This window comes from Amycolatopsis sp. NPDC051061 (assembly GCF_040682935.1).
In the GTDB taxonomy this organism is placed as follows: Bacteria; Actinomycetota; Actinomycetes; order Mycobacteriales; family Pseudonocardiaceae; genus Amycolatopsis.
In genome coordinates this window covers 51108-67656 of record NZ_JBFBBZ010000023.1, presented here as the reverse complement: position 1 = coordinate 67656, position 16549 = coordinate 51108, and the positions used below count along the sequence as shown (strand labels likewise).

Sequence of the window (16549 nt, the reverse complement as noted above, 5' to 3'; positions counted from 1 at the left end):
CTTCTTTTCGCCTGAGGGACCGGTTGGTGACGCTCGTGGAGTACCGTGAGCGCGTTCCGTGATCCAGATTGGTCCGACTGCCGGAGGGCATCGATGGGGAAGCACGTCGCCCGGATCACCGCACTGGGGTTCACTCTCGCCGCATCGGCCGCTTTGGCGATGCCGGGCGTGGCGAGCGCCGATCCGAGCCCGACCCTCGGCGGGGACTGCGGGGCCACCCTGCAGAACGGCCAGGCCCGCGACGCGAAGACCGGCCTGGTCCTCGACGCCGGCGCCCCGCTGAACGCCCCGAACCGGCTGACCGTCGGCCTCGATTCCAGCGCGCGGAACACGAACGGCTCGGCCCCGCTGCTCACGCTGCCGGTGGGTGACACGGTGCGGGCGCTCGGGATCGGCGACGTGCCGGTGGTCGGCGACGCGGCGGCCAAGGCCGTCTGCCCGACCGCGCAGAGTGTCGTGAACACCGTCGGCGGGGTGACGCAGGGCGTGGCCGCCGAGCTGCCCCCGCTGCCGCTCCCGCCGGGCCCGAACCCGCCGGCACCGCCCGCACCGCCGGCCCCGCCGGGCCCGACGCCGCCGGGGCAGACCCCACCCGGCGACAGCACGGGCCCGGTGACCACCGGGCCCGGCAACGCCGCCCTGCCGGGCGACGCGATTTCCGGCATCTTCACCAACTCCGCCCTGCTGCCCGGCAGCCTGATCCAGGCGCCGGTGATCGCCCAGGTCATCCCCGGTCAGCAGATCCCGACGGTCGACGAGCAGCGGTCCGGCACGGCCGAAGCGCTCCCCGCCGTCACGCCGCCGGCGAAGCTGCCGATGCTGCTCGCGGTGCTGGCGCTGGCGATCGTCGCCGCGGCCCTCGTCCGGGCGTGGATCCGCCGCAATCCCGCCTGAATCTCACCGACGGTCACACCCGTTCCACTCGAATGCCGGACATTTCTGAGCGAGCGGGCGTTACCGTGCTGCCTTAACGTCGTTCTTCAGGGTAGAGGCGACGAGACAGGGGCGGCGAGCATGCAGGATCGGACACGGAGGGCAACGGCGGTCGGCGCGACGGCGTTCGTGCTCGCTGGTTCGGCTGTGCTCGGCATGCCCGGCACCGCCTCGGCGGGCGAGACCAAGACTGTCCCCTGCGGCAGCACGGTGGACGCCAAGCCGGGCGACAAGATCCAGGGGACGCTGCTCGGCCTGCCGCTGCCGATCGACCTGGGCATCGTCGGCCAGGCGACCACCGTGCTCACCTCCACCGTGGGCGGGCTGCTCACCACGGTCTGCAAGGTCACCGTGAACGTGGTGAACACCGTCGTCTCGCCGCTGCCCGGCGTGGGTGCGCCTGCGGCGAGCGCGATCAACCAGGGTGTCGAGGGCCTGACCAGCGGCGCCCAGCAGGGCCTGGGCGCGGTGAGCGGTGGGAGCAAGCAGGGGTCGCCGCAACCCGGCACGGGTGGCAACCCGCAGCAGCCGCCGTCCGGGGGGACCGGGGGCGCGCCGCAGGGTGGGACGCCGGCCGGCACCACGCCGATTCCCGAGGCGAACAGCCCGCTGCTGCCCGGCTTCTCGAGCAGCCCGGTGTTCGGTGGCTTCCCGTTCAGCATCGGCACGGGCTACGCGCCGATGCGCGACTACAGCGGGATCCCGTTCGCGACGGCCGGGCTGTTCACGCCGTCGCCCGCCATCCGGTACGGCAGCCAGATCCCGGGTTACGCGCCGCAGTACGGCCTCACCGGGTCCGACCAGGCCGCGGCCGGCAACTCCGGTATCCAGACGGCGGGCCAGGCCGAAGCGCTGCCCTCCGCGTCCGACGGCTTCACGGACGGGTCGAACCTCCCGCTGCTGATCGCGGTGCTGGCACTCTCCGGAGTCAGCGCGGGTCTCGTGCGGACGTGGGTGCTCCGCCGAATGGCCGCTGCGAATTGACCCGACTGCCGAGTATCTTTCACGTATCTTCTTCGTTGACCCTGGTGTTCAGGACGACGTCTCGATAACCCCACGGAGGACAGTGCTCGTGCGGAAGTTCTTGACCGTGACCGCCCTTGCCGCCTTCGTGACCGGAAGCGCGTTCCTCTCCGCGGGCACAGCCTCGGCGAGCCAGCAGGTCGTGAGCACCAGCTGCACCGGCACGGTCACCGGCCAGATGGGCGACCAGATCGCGATCACCGGCGCTTCCGTGAAGACGCTGGTCACGAACGGCGCCAACAACGCCGGCACGTTGGCCATCGGCGGCTGGGCCGGCGACTCGATCGCCGGCGTTCCCGCCATCGCTGTCGGCCAGGTGCCGAACTCCGCGGGCGGCGAGGCGACCGGCGCGGCGATCGGCAATGCGGTGCGCACCGCATTGGCGAACTCCCACTCGCTGGGTCTCGGTCTCGACTGGAACAAGACGCTGGACAGCGTCGAGAGCACCGTCGCGAAGGGCTGCAACCTCACGCTGCTCGCCGGCAACTACGTCGCCCCCAGCACGCCGGGCCAGCAGGGCACCGGCACCGCGGCGGGTGGCACCGGGACCACCGCCGGCGGCACGTCCGGCAACCTCTCCAACCTGAACCCGGGCAACGCGGCCGGCTCCGGCACCGCGCCGATGCGCGACTACGGCGGCATCCCCACGGCGACCGCCGGCACGGCCGTCGCCCCGGGCGCGCGCTACCCGGCGAACGGCACCCTCCCCGGCGACGCCTCCGCGCCGCAGGGTGACACCGGGGCCCAGAGCGGCCAGGGCGCCGACATCCGCGACGCGGGCAACGCCCAGTCGCTGTCCTCGCCCGGCTCGTCGAACGACGTCCAGCTGCCGATGCTGCTCGCGGTGATCGTGCTCGCCGGCGTCACGGCCGGGCTCGTCCGCACCTGGGTCCTGCGCCGCGCGAGCTGACCCGGCCGCCGACCCTCGAGCGGCCCCCAGGTACTCTTACCTGGACAAACCCTCCTGCTACGGACAGTCCGTGGCCGCGAGCCCATAGGAGGTGAGTGGTTGTGTCACGCCATTACGAGGTAATGGTCATCCTGGACCCCACGCTCGACGAGCGCACTGTCGCTCCGACGCTGGACACCTTCCTCAACGTGATCCGCACTACCGGCGGTTCCGTGGAGAAGGTCGACGTCTGGGGCCGGCGCCGGCTTTCGTACGAGATCAAGAAGCACGCGGAGGGCATCTACGCCCTGCTGGACCTGAACTCGTCTTCGGACGCGGTGAAGGAGCTGGACCGCCAGCTTTCGCTGCAGGAGACCGTGCTCCGCACCAAGGTCATGCGTCGCGAGGTCAAGCGCGTCGCGGCCAAGCCCGCCGCCGTCAAGGCCTGAGCCGAAGGGTATTCCCGATGGCTGGAGACACCGTCATCACGGTGATCGGCAACCTGACGTCCGACCCGGAGCTGCGCTTCACCCCGTCCGGTGCGGCGGTCGCGAACTTCACCGTCGCGTCCACGCCCCGCACGCTCGACAAGCAGTCGGGCGAGTGGAAGGACGGCGAGGCACTGTTCCTGCGCTGCAACATCTGGCGGCAGGCGGCGGAGAACGTCGCCGAGTCCCTGACCCGCGGCGCCCGCGTCGTCGTGCAGGGCCGCCTGAAGCAGCGCTCGTTCGAGACGAAGGAAGGCGAGAAGCGGACCGTCGTCGAGCTCGAGGTCGACGAGATCGGCCCCTCGCTGCGCTACGCCACGGCCAAGGTCAACAAGGTCAGCCGCGGTGGCGGCGGCGGTGGTGACTTCGGCGGCGGCGGTGGCGGCGGAAACCGCGGTGGCGGCGGCGGTGCACCCGCCGACGACCCGTGGGGTTCGGCCCCGGCTGCCAGCAGCAGCAGCAGCGGTGGCGGCGGCGGCTTCTCCGACGAGCCTCCCTTCTGATCTCGTACACATCCACAGATTTGAATTTCCAGGAGTAGACAGTGGCCAAGCCACCCATTCGCAAGCCCAAGAAGAAGGTCTGCGTGTTCTGCAAGGCCGAGAAAAAGGGCCGTCCGGAACTGATCGACTACAAGGACACCAACCTGCTGCGGAAGTACATCTCCGACCGCGGCAAGATCCGTGCCCGTCGCGTCACCGGCAACTGCAGCCAGCACCAGCGTGACATCGCCATCGCGGTCAAGAACTCCCGCGAGATGGCGCTGCTGCCCTACACCTCGACCGCGCGCTAAGGGAGGGCACTGACATGGCGAAGATCATCCTCACCACGGACGTGGCCAACCTGGGCGGCCCCGGCGACATCGTCGAGGTCAAGGACGGTTACGCGCGCAACTACCTGCTCCCGCGGGGCTACGCGATCGTGGCCTCCAAGGGCGCGGAGAAGAACGTGCGCACCATCCAGCGGGCGCAGGAGAGCCGTCGCATCCGCGACCTCGACCACGCCAAGGAGATCAAGGCGACGCTGGAGGGCCTCGGCGCCATCCAGCTCACCGGCAAGGCGGCCGAGGGCTCGAAGAAGCTCTTCGGTTCGATCACCGCCGGCGAGATCGTCGACGCGATCAAGGCGGCCGGTGGCCCGCTGCTCGACAAGCGCGTCATCGAGCTGCGCGACCACATCAAGACCGTGGGCAAGCACTCGGTCGGCGCCCGGCTGCACCCGGACGTGAAGGTCGACGTGCGGCTCGAGGTCAAGGCCTCGGCCGCGCAGTAAGCAAGTACGTCGTGGAAGGCGGGTCGCTCCCTGGTGGGCGGCCCGCCTTCACGCGTTTCGGGGGAACCTCGGACACGCGGGCGTCGTCGTAGGACAATGGAGCGGGACGCGAAGGGAGCGCACTCGGATGGGTAACGAGGTCAACATGTCCGCGCCGTCCGGCGGAGGGGGCTTCACGTTCGACGCCGACAAGATCGACGGCGTCATCAAGAAGTGGCAGGACCTGCAGACGGACCTGCAGAACGACGCCGCCGACGCCAACCTGATGGCCGACGTCAAGGCGCCCGGCAAGGAGTTCGCGAGCGGTGACTGGGAGAAGCTCGCCAACCCCTCCGGCAAGGCGTTCCTCGAGCAGAACCAGAAGATGCAGGAATACGTGAAGAACTACATCCAGGCCCTGCTCGACGCGAAGAAGAAGATCACCGCCGCGGACGCGGACCACACCGGCGACATCTCGAAGGCGGGGACGCAGGCGTGAACCGCCGTCTCGTGCTGCCCGGGCTCGCCCTCGCCGCACTCGCCCTGGCCGGCTGCAGCACCACGACCGGCGGGACGGCCAACCCGGCCGCGTCCGGCACCCCGGACTCCGCGAGCAGCAGCTCGGACGGCGGCGGTGGCGACGGCGCGCCCAAGGTGTCGAGCCCGCTCGACCCGGCCAAGCTGAAGTCCGACCCGTGCTCGGTCCTTTCGGCCTCGCAGCGCTCGACGCTCGGCCTCGAGGACGGCACGCCCCGCACCAGCGAGGCGGGCGCGACCTGCGCGTGGATCTACCCCGCCGACGAGACCCGGAGCAGCCGGATCGACATCGCGGCCGACCCGAACACCGACGGGCTCGCGGGCATCTACGACCTCTACGCCAAGGGCGGCAAGGACCAGTACGAGTACTGGGAGCCCGCCGACGTCTCCGGCTACCCCGCGGTGTACGCCGCGACCAAGGACTTCCGCGCCCAGGGGCAGTGCAAGCTGCTGGTGGGCGTGACGGACACCCAGGCCGTCCAGGTCTTCACGCAGATCGGCAACGGACCCGGGGCGACCCAGCCGTGCCCGTACGCGGAGAAGGCGGCCGAGGCGATGATCCAGACCTTGAAGGAGGGCTGAGATGCTGGAACTGGTGCTGCTCGGCGGGTTCGCCGCGTACAACATGGCGACCACGCACTCGGACGACCACACCTCGCAGCAGGGCGACCGCAAGATCGACTGCTACGACATCTGGCACCAGATCACCACCGGTCCCGGCACCGGCTCGATCCAGAACGGGCAGTCGGCGGCCGGCCGGCTGAAGGGCGCCTACTCGGACCGGCTCAGCACGATCGACGGCCTGGCCAAGGAGATGGACGCGGCCTGGACCGGCGGCGGCTCGGAAGCGGCGCAGAACGCCGGCGCGCACCCGCTGCGGGTGTGGATGGAGGACTCCGGCACCAAGCTGACCGACTCCGACAAGTACCTCGGCGAGCAGAACAACGCGTTCACCACGGTGCACGCGCAGGTGCAGGAGGTCCCGAAGGACCCGCCGAAGAACAACCTGCTCAACGCCGTGACGCCGTGGACGACCGACACCGACCGGGCGATCCGCGACTACAACGCCAGGGGCCAGGCCAACGTCGACGCCTTCAACACCTACTACAAGGCGAGCAACGACAACGGCCAGAACATGCCGACGTACTCCGCGCTCAAGGGGCAGCAGGAGAACGTCGACGTCGACGACGGCAAGAAGAAGCCGGACGACGGCAAGGGCGACAGCAACGGGAACGGCGACGGGAACGGGACCGGCAACGGGACCGGCACGGGTCCCGGCGGCGTGAACATGCCGGGGCCGGGCGGCGTCCCGTCGTTCAACGGCCAGCCGCCGAACACCCCCGGCGGCAGCTTCGACCCGTCGAAGGTGCCCGGTGGGAGCTTCGACCCGTCCCAGGTACCGGGCTTCGACCCGTCGAAGGTGCCGAGCGGCGGTTACGACCCGTCGAAGATCCCGGGCGCGGGCAACTACACCCCGCCGAACTTCAGCGACGGCACGAACACGTCGGGCTTCTCGCCTTCGGACGTCCCGGGGGTGCCGAGCTTCGGCCCCGGCAGCACGCCGAACTTTTCCGGCGGCGGAGGCGGCGGCTTCGGCCCCGGTGGCTCGGGCGGCATCGGCGACCCCACGGCGGGCTTCGGCCCGGGCGGCGGCGCGGGCTTCGGGCCCGGCGGCTCGACCGGCGCGTCCCTGCCGGGTGGCGCCGGCGGGACGGGCGCGGGCCGGGGCGGCATGGGTGCCGGCGGCGGCGCGCCGGGCGCGGGCGGCGCGGCGGCCGGGCGCGGTTCCACCGGGATGGGTGGGATGGGCGGCATGGGCCACGGCGCGAAGGGCCAGGGCGGCGGCGACGAGGAACGCACGTCGAAGTACCTGCTCGGCGAGGACCCGAACGACATCTTCGGCAGCGACGAGCTGACCGCTCCGCCGGTCATCGGCGAGTAGCGAACGCGAGATCGCCGGGCGCGTGCCAAGATGGGCGCGCCCGGCTTCTTCGGGCTCACGAAGCTGATCTTCACTGGATTCGATCTTCACTGGGGGAAGAGCGGTGCTGGACAGGCAGGTCACCATCACGACCGGCACCCTGATCAACCTGATCCGGCGCCGGGGCGGCGAGCCGCACACGGTGCTGTCCGACAAGCCGACCTGGTACAGCGAAGAGGCCCAACGCGCCGAGGACGAACGCGTCAACGCCGAGCTGGGCAAGCTGGGGCTGTTCGGTCCGCGCGGCATGCACCCGGGATTCGTCGCGACGGTCGAAGCGATCGCGCGGCCGCAGCTGGAGTACTACGGCTGGGTCGACGGCGGGTTCCAGGGCAAGCCGGTCAGCTACCGGCTGCTCGCCGGCAGTGCCGGCGGCGAGGCCTTCGTGCTGGCCAAGCACGAGGAGCTGGACGTCGTCGTGCTGGAGTCGACGCAGCCGCACGAGCTGCTCGACGGCTTCCTCGGCCAGATCCCGAAGCTGGCGCCCGGGCGCGGGACGCCGCTCGCCGTCCCGAAGAGCCAGATCGAGGGAACCGCCCGCGGTGACGACGGCGGTGGGTACGCGGTGCTCCGCAACGACCGCCCCGCCGAGGGTTCGCAGGAGGTCGACGAGCTCCGGCGGATCTTGGCGCTACGCCGGATGGGGAGCGGCAGCCTCTACGTCGCGGCCCGCAGCCGCACCGGGGCCTGGCACCGCATCGAACGCCCGGTGAACTACATCGATACCTCGGAAGGCCGATGGCTGACCGAAGAGATTCCGGGACGTGGCGAGAACCGGATCGCCTTCACCCCCGCCGACCAGCGCGTTCTCGCTGACCGGTTACGCAGCGCACAGGGCCGGCTCACCGCTGCCTGAGGCGTCGGCCATTCAGCCCACCGTGTGACGCCTCTACTCTCGGTGATATTCATCCACAGGGCGTGTGGGTCAATGGGCTCCGGCTGGTCCACGACACGCCGAACAACGGACTTCGCGCGACACGCCGAACGAGTTTTCGGGAAGTTCTCCACACCTTGTTCACAGCCTTTGACCTGGGGATTTGACGAACCCGATCACGTTTGTCCCCAACTTGTCCACAGCTCTCGCGGCACCTGTGACTGGTTACCCCCATTCATCCCCAGGTTGTCCACAGAAGGGTCCCCATCCGGAATTGCCTTCGGCCTTCCGGGGGATCTAGCGTGCCCGCTCGGGCCTGTACTCACGGTGGCGCCCGGCGTGCCTCCGAGAGTCGGGTGACGTTCTCGCCGATCATCGGGGGACGCACCCGAAATTGTCAGGGCACGGGCCGGGCCGCGTGCTTCGAGAGCGAAGATCCGGCATACTCGAACGGGTGTTCGACACGATGAGGAGGTGGCCGGAGCGGTGGCGCTGACCGACGACCGCAGTCCGATGTATGCGGAGAACGACCCGGGTCCGAGCGACCCCGGCTCCGGCGGCGGGTTCGACCGCCAGCCACCGCAGGACATCGCGGCCGAGCAGTCCGTGCTCGGCGGCATGCTGCTGTCCAAGGACGCGGTCGCCGACGTCATCGAGGCGCTCGGCCCCGACGACTTCTACCGCCCGGCGCACCAGGCGATCTACGACTGCGTCCTCGACCTCTACGGCCGTGGCGAGCCCGCCGACCCGATCACCATCTCGGCGGAGCTGGAACGCCGGGGCGAGCTGGGGCGCGTCGGCGGCGCGCCGTACCTGCACACGCTGATCGCGACGGTGCCGACCGCGGCGAACGCGGGCTACTACGCGGAGATCGTCGCGGAGAAGGCGGTGCTGCGCCGGCTGGTCGAGGCGGGCACCCGGATTGTGCAGTACGGCTACGGCGCGGCCGCGGCCGACGGCGCGAACATCGACGAGGTCGTCGACCGCGCGCAGGCCGCGATCTACGACGTCACCGAGCGGCGGACCAGCGAGGACTACGTCGCGCTGGAAGAACTGCTGCAGCCGACGATGGACGAAATCGACGCGATCGCGTCGCGCGGCGGCCAGTCCCAGGGCATCCCGACCGGGTTCACCGACTTCGACGAGCTGACCAACGGCCTGCACCCCGGCCAGATGATCATCGTCGCGGCCCGTCCCGGTGTCGGCAAGTCGACCCTGGGCCTGGACTTCGTCCGGTCGGCGTCCATCAAGCACGGGCTGACCAGCGTCATCTTCTCGCTGGAAATGAGCCGGACCGAGATCGTCATGCGCATGCTCTCGGCCGAGGCGAAGATCCGCCTCTCCGACATGCGCGGCGGCAAGATGTCCGACGACGACTGGACGCGGCTGGCCCGCCGGATGAGCGAGGTGTCCGAGGCGCCGCTGTTCGTCGACGACTCGCCGAACATGACGATGATGGAGATCCGGGCGAAGGCGCGCCGGCTGAAGCAGCGCAACGACCTGAAGCTCGTCGTTCTCGACTACCTCCAGCTGATGACGTCCGGCAAGCGCGTCGAGTCGCGGCAGCAGGAAGTCTCGGAGTTCTCGCGGCAGATGAAGCTGCTGGCCAAGGAGATCGAGGTCCCGGTGATCGCGATCAGCCAGCTCAACCGTGGTCCCGAGCAGCGGACGGACAAGCGCCCGATGCTGTCCGACCTGCGTGAGTCCGGCTCACTGGAGCAGGACGCCGACCTCGTCATCCTGGTCAACCGCCCCGACGCGTGGGAGCGCGACGACCCGCGCGCGGGCGAGGCGGACCTGATCATCGCGAAGCACCGTGCCGGCCCGACCGCGACGATCACCGTCGCGCACCAGCTGCACTACAGCCGCTTCGTGGACCTCTCCCACGACTAACCGAGAGCGCTGTACCCGCGGACGAACGCCGTGAGGAGCCGGCCGAAGTTCGCGCGGTCCTCGTCCGGCCAGTCCGCCATGACCTCGGCGAACACCGAGCGCCGGAAGGCGTGGAGCTCGTCGAGGTGCGCCTGGCCGGCCTCGGTCGGCACGAGCACCGCACGCCGTCCGTCGCGCTGATCGGCTTCGCGGCGCAGGAGCCCCTGCTCGACGGCGCGCGCCACGAGCCGGCTCGCGCGCGGCTGGTCGACGCCCATCGCCGCACTCAAGGCCGTGACCGTGCTGGGTTCGCCGCGTTCGGCGAGTTCTTCGACGACGTCGAGCAGCTCGTGCACCGGGTCGTGCGCGCCCTGGCCGCGGGCCTTGCCGATCCGGCTCAGTGCCCGCCGCTGCTGGCTGCGGCGGATCGCGATCATCGCGCGCTCGACGTCGGCCACCGCGTCCGTCATGGTTGCCCCACCTCCGAACTACATGTAACTTTACATGCAGTTGTTCATCGACATAGTCGGAGTTCTCATGAAACCCCTCGGCTGGTGGCTTCGCCACGTCCACGAGCTTCTCGAATCCTCCATGGCCCGGGCCCTCGACGCCGAGTCGCTGAGCCGCCGGCACTGGCAGGTACTCAACACGATCGCCCTCGGCGCCCGCACGCCGGAGGAGGTCGACGCGGCACTGGCGCCGTTCGTCGCCACCGAAGGGCCGATGACGGCCAAGGTGGCCGACCTGCGCGCCCGCGGCTGGGTCGCCGAAAACGGCGAACTCACCGAAGCGGGCCGCGATGCCCACACCCGCGTCGAGGAGCGCGTCGAGGCGTTCCGCACCGCGGTGACCGGCGGGATCAGCGACGACGACTACCGCACGACGATCCGCACGCTGGAGCGCTGCGCGGCCAACCTCGAAGGTCACTGAAGGAATATCCCGGCAAGCGCCGGCGTCGGGTATCCTAGTAGTTGAACTTTCAAGCACTGGAGCCGTCGATGACCCGCACCCCGGTCCTCTACCTCAGCCACGGAGCGCCGCCGCTCGCCGACGACACCACGTGGACCCGCCAGCTCGCCGCCTGGTCGGCCGACCTGCCCCGGCCCCGCGCGATCCTGGTCGTGTCGGCGCACTGGGAGGAGGCGCCGCTGACCATCGCGGCCACGACGACCGTGCCGCTCGTGTACGACTTCTGGGGCTTCCCCGAGCGCTACTACCAGGTGAAGTACGCGGCGCCGGGCGCGCCGGAGCTGGCGGAGAAGGTGCGGAAGCTGCTTCGCTCGACTGACACGCCGGTGCACGACGCGCCCGAACGCGGGCTCGACCACGGCGCCTACGTGCCGCTCGTCGAGATGTACCCGGACGCCGACGTCCCGGTGCTGCAGGTTTCGATGCCCTCGCTGGACCCGCGGGAGCTGTTCGACTTCGGCCGCAAGCTCGCGCCGCTGCGCGACGAAGGCGTGCTGATCATCGGCAGCGGCTTCTTCACCCACAACCTGAGCGGCATGGCCCGCGCCACCGACGGGACACCGCCCGCGTGGTCGGCCGAATTCGACCACTGGGGCGAGGAGGTGGTGCGCGGCGGCGACGTCGACGCGCTGCTCGACTTCCGGCACAAGGCGCCGGCGGCGGCGCTCGCCCACCCGCGGATCGAGCACTTCGCGCCGCTGTTCGTCTCCCTCGGCGCGACCGCGGAGGAGAAGTCCGGCCGCACGGTCATCGACGGCTTCTGGCACGGCCTGGCGAAGCGGTCGCTGCAGTTCTCCTGACCCGCCCCCGAACACGAACGAGCCCCAGGAGCCGGTGTCGGCTCCTGGGGCTCGTCGTCTCCAGGGAAGGAGCGCTTTTTCGATCGTCAGGCACTCCGTGCGAGGAGACCTCGCGGCGCGTGGAGCACCTGCCGGGCTGGGGGGCCGGGCGGGTTCTGGCTGAACCCGCCCGGCGTCACCGAACTACTTGCGCTTGACCAGACCCATCAGCTTCGCGAGGAAGCCGGTCGAGTCGAGGCCCGACATCGCCGGAACCTGCGCGGCCGGGGCGGCGCTGTCCAGCACCGGCAGCTTCGCGTTCACCGGCAGGGCCGGGGCGGCGGGCAGTGCGGCCGGCAGCTTCGCGTTCACCGGCAGGGCGACCGGCAGAGCCGGGAGGCCACCCGCGGTGGGCAGCACCGGCAGCGCGACGGGCAGGCCGCCGGTCGGCAGGTCCGCACGCTTGGCGACGGGCAGGGCACCCAGGGCCGGCAGCGCGGGCAGGGCCGGCGCGGCGATCGGCAGGCCGCCGGTCGGCAGGTCTGCACGCTCGGTGTGCCCGGGCAGGGCACCACCCAGCGCCGACAGGCCGGAGACCGCGGGCAGCGCCGCGGTGTTCGGCAGGGCCGGCTTCGGCAGCGCCGAGACACCGGACAGGCCACCCGCGGCCGGCAGCTGCGCCAGCTTCGTCAGGCCGGCCAGCGGGTTGCCCCCGGTCGGCAGGTCGGCGCGCTCGGCGCCCACCGGCACGGCGACCGGCAGCGCGGGCAGGCCCTGGGTGGGCAGTCCGGCGATCGGCAGCTTGCTGGTCAGCCCGTCCAGCGAGGGCAGCCCCTGGGTGGGCAGGCCTTCGGTGGGCAGGACCTGGGTGGGCAGGCCTTCGGTGGACAGCCCCTGGGTGGGCAGGCCACCGATCGGCAGCCCCTGGGTCGGCAGGCCACCGATCGGCAGCAGGCCGGTCAGGCTCTCCAGCGAAGGCAGCCCGTCAGTCGGGAGCCCCGCGGTCGGGAGCCCCGCGGTCGGCAGGCCACTGCGGAGAGCGGCGAGCGAGGGCAGCTCGTCGGCCGCCAGCTCCGAGCCTTCGGTCGGGAACGCGATGGCGTCCTCGGCCTCGTCGATGCTCGTCATGTCGATCGCGTTCGCGGTCGCGACCCCGAGCAGCTCGAGGGGCACCCCGAAGATCTGCACCGGCAGCGCGAACGCGTGGTAGAAGTCGTAGCCCGACAGAGCGGACCCGTCGCCCGCGGTGAGGGCCTCGCCACCGTTCTGCGTGGTGAGCGTGTTGTCGCCGAAGGCGTGCGCGACGCCGCCCACGGTCACCGCGTCGCCGAACAGCTGCGCGATCGCCGTGGCCGGGATGTCGAGGATGTTGCCGGAGATGGCGCCCTCGACACCCGAGGTGGTGTCGTCGCCCGCGTTGTCCACGGACGTCGCGTTGATCCCGGTGCCGCCGGCGACACCCGCCGCGCTGACGGCGTCACCGAAGACCTGCGCCACCGGCAGCGCGTCCACGCCGACGATGTTGCCGGCCACGCTGCCGCGGTCACCGTTGGTGGTGGCGTCGCCACCGGCCTGCGACATGGTGTCGCTCGTGCCCAGGCCGTGGCCCAGGGCGGCACCCGCGACACCGTCGCTGAACAGCTGCGCGGCACCCGCGACCGGGGCCTTCACGATGTTGCCGGCCAGCGCACCGTCGTGCCCGTCGGTGAGGGCGTCGCCGCCCGCCGAGGAGTCGGTGATGTTGTCGTTCTCACCGGTGCCGATGCCCGCGAGGGCGGCACCGCTGCCGGCGGCCAGCACCGGGAGCGAGACCGGGGCCTCGATGATGTTGCCGGCGCCGGCGCCCGCGGGGCCGTTCGCCGTGACGTCGCCGCCCGCGTTGGACGTCGTGTCGGTCGAGCCCTTGCCGTGGCCCTGGCCGATGAACGCGCCACCGATGTTGGCGACCTGCACCGGCAGCGAAGCCGGCACGGTGCCCAGGTTCGAGCTCAGGAAGCCGTTGTCGTCGTGGGTGCTGCCACCGCCGCCGCCGGAGACGACCTTGGTCTCGTCGGCCGAGCCGACGCCCTGGCCGATGAACGAGCCGCCCACGCCGAAGACCTCGGCGGGCAGGCCGACCGGCACCTGGACGACGTTGCCCGAGCCGGACGAGTCGTTGCCCTGCGTGCCGTCGTACGCCCCGGCGGTGACCGTCTTGTCCTCGGTCGCCGCGCCGGACGCGTTGCCGATGTGGCTGCCGCCGATGCCGAAGACCTCGGGCGCGCCCGCGGCCTGGGTGTTGACGATGTTGCCGCCGAGGAACGAGCCGTTGCCCTTGGTGTAGCTGCCGTTGCCCGCGTTGGCGTCGGTCGTGTTGTCGTGCGCCGCGTTCGCCTGGCCGATGTAGGTGCCACCGATGCCGAAGGCCTCGACCGGCAGCGCGACCGACGGGTTCAGGACGTTGCCCGAGCCGCTCGCGTCGTCACCGGCGGTCTTGACGAAGCCACCCGAGTCGACCGTGCTGGACGAGCTGCTGCTCTCGTCTTCGCCACCGCGACCGGGGAGCGCGTCGCCGGACATGGCGTTGCCGATCCACGAGCCCGCGACACCCGCGACGTTCGCGATCGGGGACAGCGAGGCCGCGGCGCCGTTGCCGGACAGGAACGAGTCGTTGCCGCTCGTCTCGAGGTAGGTCGGGATGCCGAGGCTGCCCTTGCGGGTGTCCCCGGCCGTCGCGTTGGCGGTGGTGTTGCAGCCGTCGGAGTTCGACAGCGAGCCCCACACGGCGCCCGAGTTGCAGTTGAACTTGACCGGCAGGGCGATCGGCGCGCCGATCACGTTGCCGGAGCCGCTCGCCTGGTCGCCGGAGCTGAACAGCGAGCCGCCCGAGGTCCCGACGGTGTCGGCGGTGTAGCCGTGGCTCTGCCCGTTGCCGAGCAGGTACGAAGCGGCGTTGCCGGTCACCTGGACCGGGGTGGCGAACTGGCCCGCGACCACGTTTCCGGAGAGGGACGAGCCATCACCGCTGGTGTCGACGTCGCCGGTCTCGGTGGTGCTCTGGCTGGCCGACCCGCCGGTCACCCGGCCGGTGCCGCCCGCGACGCCGCCGCCGTTGCCGGCGATCTGGACGGGGAGCGCCCAGTCGAGGGCGACCGCGTTGCCCGCGAGGCTGGAGTCGTGCCCCGTCGTCGCGATGTCCTGGTCGTGGTTCCAGTTCTGGGTGTGGTCGCCACCCTGGACGTTCGCGTCGCCGAGCACGCCGACCGCGTTGTCCACGATCTGGACCGGGACGACGACGTCGCCCGTGACCTTGTTGCCCTTGAGGTTGTTGTGGCTCGGGGTGAACTTGGCACCGAAGGTGCTCTGGCTGGCCGGGCTCGCCTCGTCGAACTGCTTGGCAACCTCGTTCGCGGCGTTGGTGGCCGGCTTGGTGCTCAGCTCCGTCTGCCCGGCGGGCAGGTCCAGCTGGCCGAAGGGGGTGCCGACCGCGTTGTTGGCTTCCTGGATGGGAGCCGTGACGTTCAGGTCGAGCGGGGAAGCCGGGGCGTCGGGGTTGACGTTCTCGTCAGCCGAGGCGATGCCGGTACCCAGCATCAGCAACCCACCCGTGACAAGTGCGGTCTGGAGTCCGCGCTTTGCCCACGTCTGCATGGGGTTTTTCTCCTTTATTTCGGTTTCCCTTGCGGGCTTATGGGGGTGCGCTCGTCGAATTCGAAACGGGGTCCGAGCCGCACCGAGGGGGAAGGAACTTCTTGCGGGCGCGAGAAAGCGCACCGCCGTGTCACGGGTACTTCGCGGACGCGGGCGCCGTCAGATGAAGACGGACTTGGGCGCGTCGGCTACCCGTGGAAGGGAGGTGTTCAGTCGGGAGTGACGCCGGGCTGCTCGCCCGGGGTGCGCGACGTGTTCCGCAGGCCACCGCGGTAAGCGCTGGCGGCGGCGTCGTTGACGGCAGCGGAGACCCACGAGGGGACGCCGAAGTTCAAGCCGTCGAGGTGACCACCGGGGGCAGAGCTGCCACCCGGGGCGGTGGGAACGAACGGTGCGGCCGGAAGCTGCACCGGGACCAGCGGCGACGGCAGATCGCGGTGCCCGTCGCGGGACTTGCCCGCGGCACCCGTGCCGTCGTGCTGGACACCCGTCGGCATCGCGAGCGCGGCTCGCAGTGCGGCGGGGAGCTGGACGGTCGAGACGGCGACCGGGTCCGTGGCCTGGCCGGCCGGCGTGGTCACCGGCTCCTGCCCGGCCGGGGTGAGACCCGGGAGCGGGACCACGGCGCCGCGGCCGGCCGGGTCGAGCAGCTGCCACACCTGGTGGCCGAAGTTCTTGGCGGCCGGCTCGGGGGCGACGGTCTCCTCGATGACCTGGCGGGTGTCCTCCGGCTTGCGGGCGATGTGCTCGACCGCGCCGAGGGTGCGCCGCACCGGGCTGACGACGGCGTCCTGGCTCAGGTCCGCGGCCGAGTCGCTGACGCGCTCGGAAACCTCGTGCTGGAAGACCCTCGGCCGGCTCCACGACGTGGCGGCCTGGTGGGAGTCCGCGACGTTGCCCGGGATGCCCGAGACACCGTGGTTCACGTCGCCGAGGTCCCCGGCGGTCGCGGCGGTCACCGGCGTGACGGAAGAGGGGCCCACCTCGACGGTGTCCGCGGAAGCGGCGGCACCGGAGACGAGCCACGCGGCGGCGGTGCCGGCGACGGCCCCGCCGAGCACGAACAGCGCACGCGACACGAGACGGCCGGCGTGCTTGACGCCCTGCCCCTCGTTCGTCGCGGTGTCCGCCACTCGTGCTCTCCTCGTACCGGGGGATCGATCGGCCACAAGCCGTTGCGGAAGCGACCTAACCAAACCCGGGACGCGCCGCGCACCTTCGACACGACTTGATGCCCCCATCGTGTGAACGACACACTGTGTTGCCCGGTCTGACGGCGGGTGATCACGCCTGGCAGCGATCGGTGGCGGACGCGGCCGCGGG

The 16549-nt window shown here is 71.1% G+C and carries 17 protein-coding genes; 14 read left to right on the top strand and 3 right to left on the bottom strand.

Features of this window, described 5'->3' with window-relative positions:
• Positions 1–93: 93 nt before the first annotated feature.
• The 12 genes from AB0N03_RS28580 (at position 94) to dnaB (ending at position 9869) form a co-directional block, all read left to right on the top strand.
• Positions 94–894 carry a hypothetical protein gene (locus AB0N03_RS28580; protein WP_364377779.1) on the top strand — a complete coding sequence of 267 codons (801 nt, stop codon included), beginning with the start codon at positions 94–96 and terminating at the stop codon, positions 892–894.
• A gap of 120 nt (positions 895–1014) precedes the next feature.
• Positions 1015–1917, top strand: a complete 903-nt coding sequence (locus tag AB0N03_RS28575; protein WP_364377777.1) for a hypothetical protein — start codon at positions 1015–1017, stop codon at positions 1915–1917.
• A gap of 82 nt (positions 1918–1999) precedes the next feature.
• A complete protein-coding gene (locus tag AB0N03_RS28570) occupies positions 2000–2866 on the top strand; it encodes a hypothetical protein (RefSeq protein WP_364377775.1) in 867 nt (288 codons plus the stop codon).
• Positions 2867–2967: 101 nt separating this feature from the next.
• The gene (gene rpsF, locus AB0N03_RS28565) at positions 2968–3294 is read left to right on the top strand and encodes a 30S ribosomal protein S6 (RefSeq protein WP_364377773.1); all 327 of its coding nucleotides are present in this window, start codon (positions 2968–2970) and stop codon (positions 3292–3294) included.
• 17 nt (positions 3295–3311) lie between these two features.
• Positions 3312–3836, top strand: a complete 525-nt coding sequence (locus AB0N03_RS28560) for a single-stranded DNA-binding protein (RefSeq protein ID WP_364377771.1) — start codon at positions 3312–3314, stop codon at positions 3834–3836.
• A 41-nt stretch (positions 3837–3877) separates the two neighbouring features.
• Positions 3878–4126: a 30S ribosomal protein S18 gene (gene rpsR / locus AB0N03_RS28555; RefSeq protein WP_003098744.1), complete on the top strand. Its 249-nt coding sequence runs from the start codon at positions 3878–3880 to the stop codon at positions 4124–4126.
• Between the two features lie 14 nt (positions 4127–4140).
• Positions 4141–4605: a 50S ribosomal protein L9 gene (rplI, locus tag AB0N03_RS28550; RefSeq protein WP_364377769.1), complete on the top strand. Its 465-nt coding sequence runs from the start codon at positions 4141–4143 to the stop codon at positions 4603–4605.
• A 127-nt stretch (positions 4606–4732) separates the two neighbouring features.
• Complete coding sequence (locus AB0N03_RS28545; protein WP_364377767.1) at positions 4733–5083, top strand: hypothetical protein; 351 nt, start codon at positions 4733–4735, stop codon at positions 5081–5083.
• Positions 5080–5703 (top strand): DUF3558 domain-containing protein, encoded by a 624-nt coding sequence (locus AB0N03_RS28540; protein ID WP_364377766.1) that lies wholly within the window; start codon positions 5080–5082, stop codon positions 5701–5703. The genes AB0N03_RS28545 and AB0N03_RS28540 overlap by 4 nt, the downstream gene beginning before the upstream one ends.
• Position 5704: 1 nt before the next feature.
• Positions 5705–7063 (top strand): hypothetical protein, encoded by a 1359-nt coding sequence (locus tag AB0N03_RS28535; RefSeq protein ID WP_364377764.1) that lies wholly within the window; start codon positions 5705–5707, stop codon positions 7061–7063.
• 103 nt (positions 7064–7166) lie between these two features.
• A complete protein-coding gene (locus AB0N03_RS28530) occupies positions 7167–7958 on the top strand; it encodes an ESX secretion-associated protein EspG (protein ID WP_364377762.1) in 792 nt (263 codons plus the stop codon).
• A gap of 504 nt (positions 7959–8462) precedes the next feature.
• Positions 8463–9869: a replicative DNA helicase gene (gene dnaB, locus AB0N03_RS28525; protein WP_364377984.1), complete on the top strand. Its 1407-nt coding sequence runs from the start codon at positions 8463–8465 to the stop codon at positions 9867–9869.
• Here dnaB and AB0N03_RS28520 read toward each other — a convergent pair.
• Complete coding sequence (locus AB0N03_RS28520; protein WP_364377760.1) at positions 9866–10318, bottom strand: MarR family winged helix-turn-helix transcriptional regulator; 453 nt, start codon at positions 10316–10318, stop codon at positions 9866–9868. The genes dnaB and AB0N03_RS28520 overlap by 4 nt on opposite strands.
• 67 nt (positions 10319–10385) lie before the next feature.
• On the opposite strand from AB0N03_RS28520, the gene AB0N03_RS28515 reads away from it, so the two are divergent.
• The gene (locus AB0N03_RS28515) at positions 10386–10778 is read left to right on the top strand and encodes a MarR family transcriptional regulator (RefSeq protein ID WP_364377758.1); all 393 of its coding nucleotides are present in this window, start codon (positions 10386–10388) and stop codon (positions 10776–10778) included.
• A gap of 68 nt (positions 10779–10846) precedes the next feature.
• A complete protein-coding gene (locus AB0N03_RS28510; RefSeq protein ID WP_364377756.1) occupies positions 10847–11617 on the top strand; it encodes a class III extradiol ring-cleavage dioxygenase in 771 nt (256 codons plus the stop codon).
• Positions 11618–11800: 183 nt separating this feature from the next.
• On the opposite strand, the gene AB0N03_RS28505 is transcribed toward AB0N03_RS28510, so the two are convergent.
• On the bottom strand, positions 11801–15226 hold the full coding sequence (locus AB0N03_RS28505) for a PE-PGRS family protein (RefSeq protein WP_364377754.1): 3426 nt from the start codon (positions 15224–15226) through the stop codon (positions 11801–11803).
• A 209-nt stretch (positions 15227–15435) separates the two neighbouring features.
• Complete coding sequence (locus tag AB0N03_RS28500; protein WP_364377752.1) at positions 15436–16359, bottom strand: hypothetical protein; 924 nt, start codon at positions 16357–16359, stop codon at positions 15436–15438.
• Positions 16360–16549 lie beyond the last annotated feature (190 nt).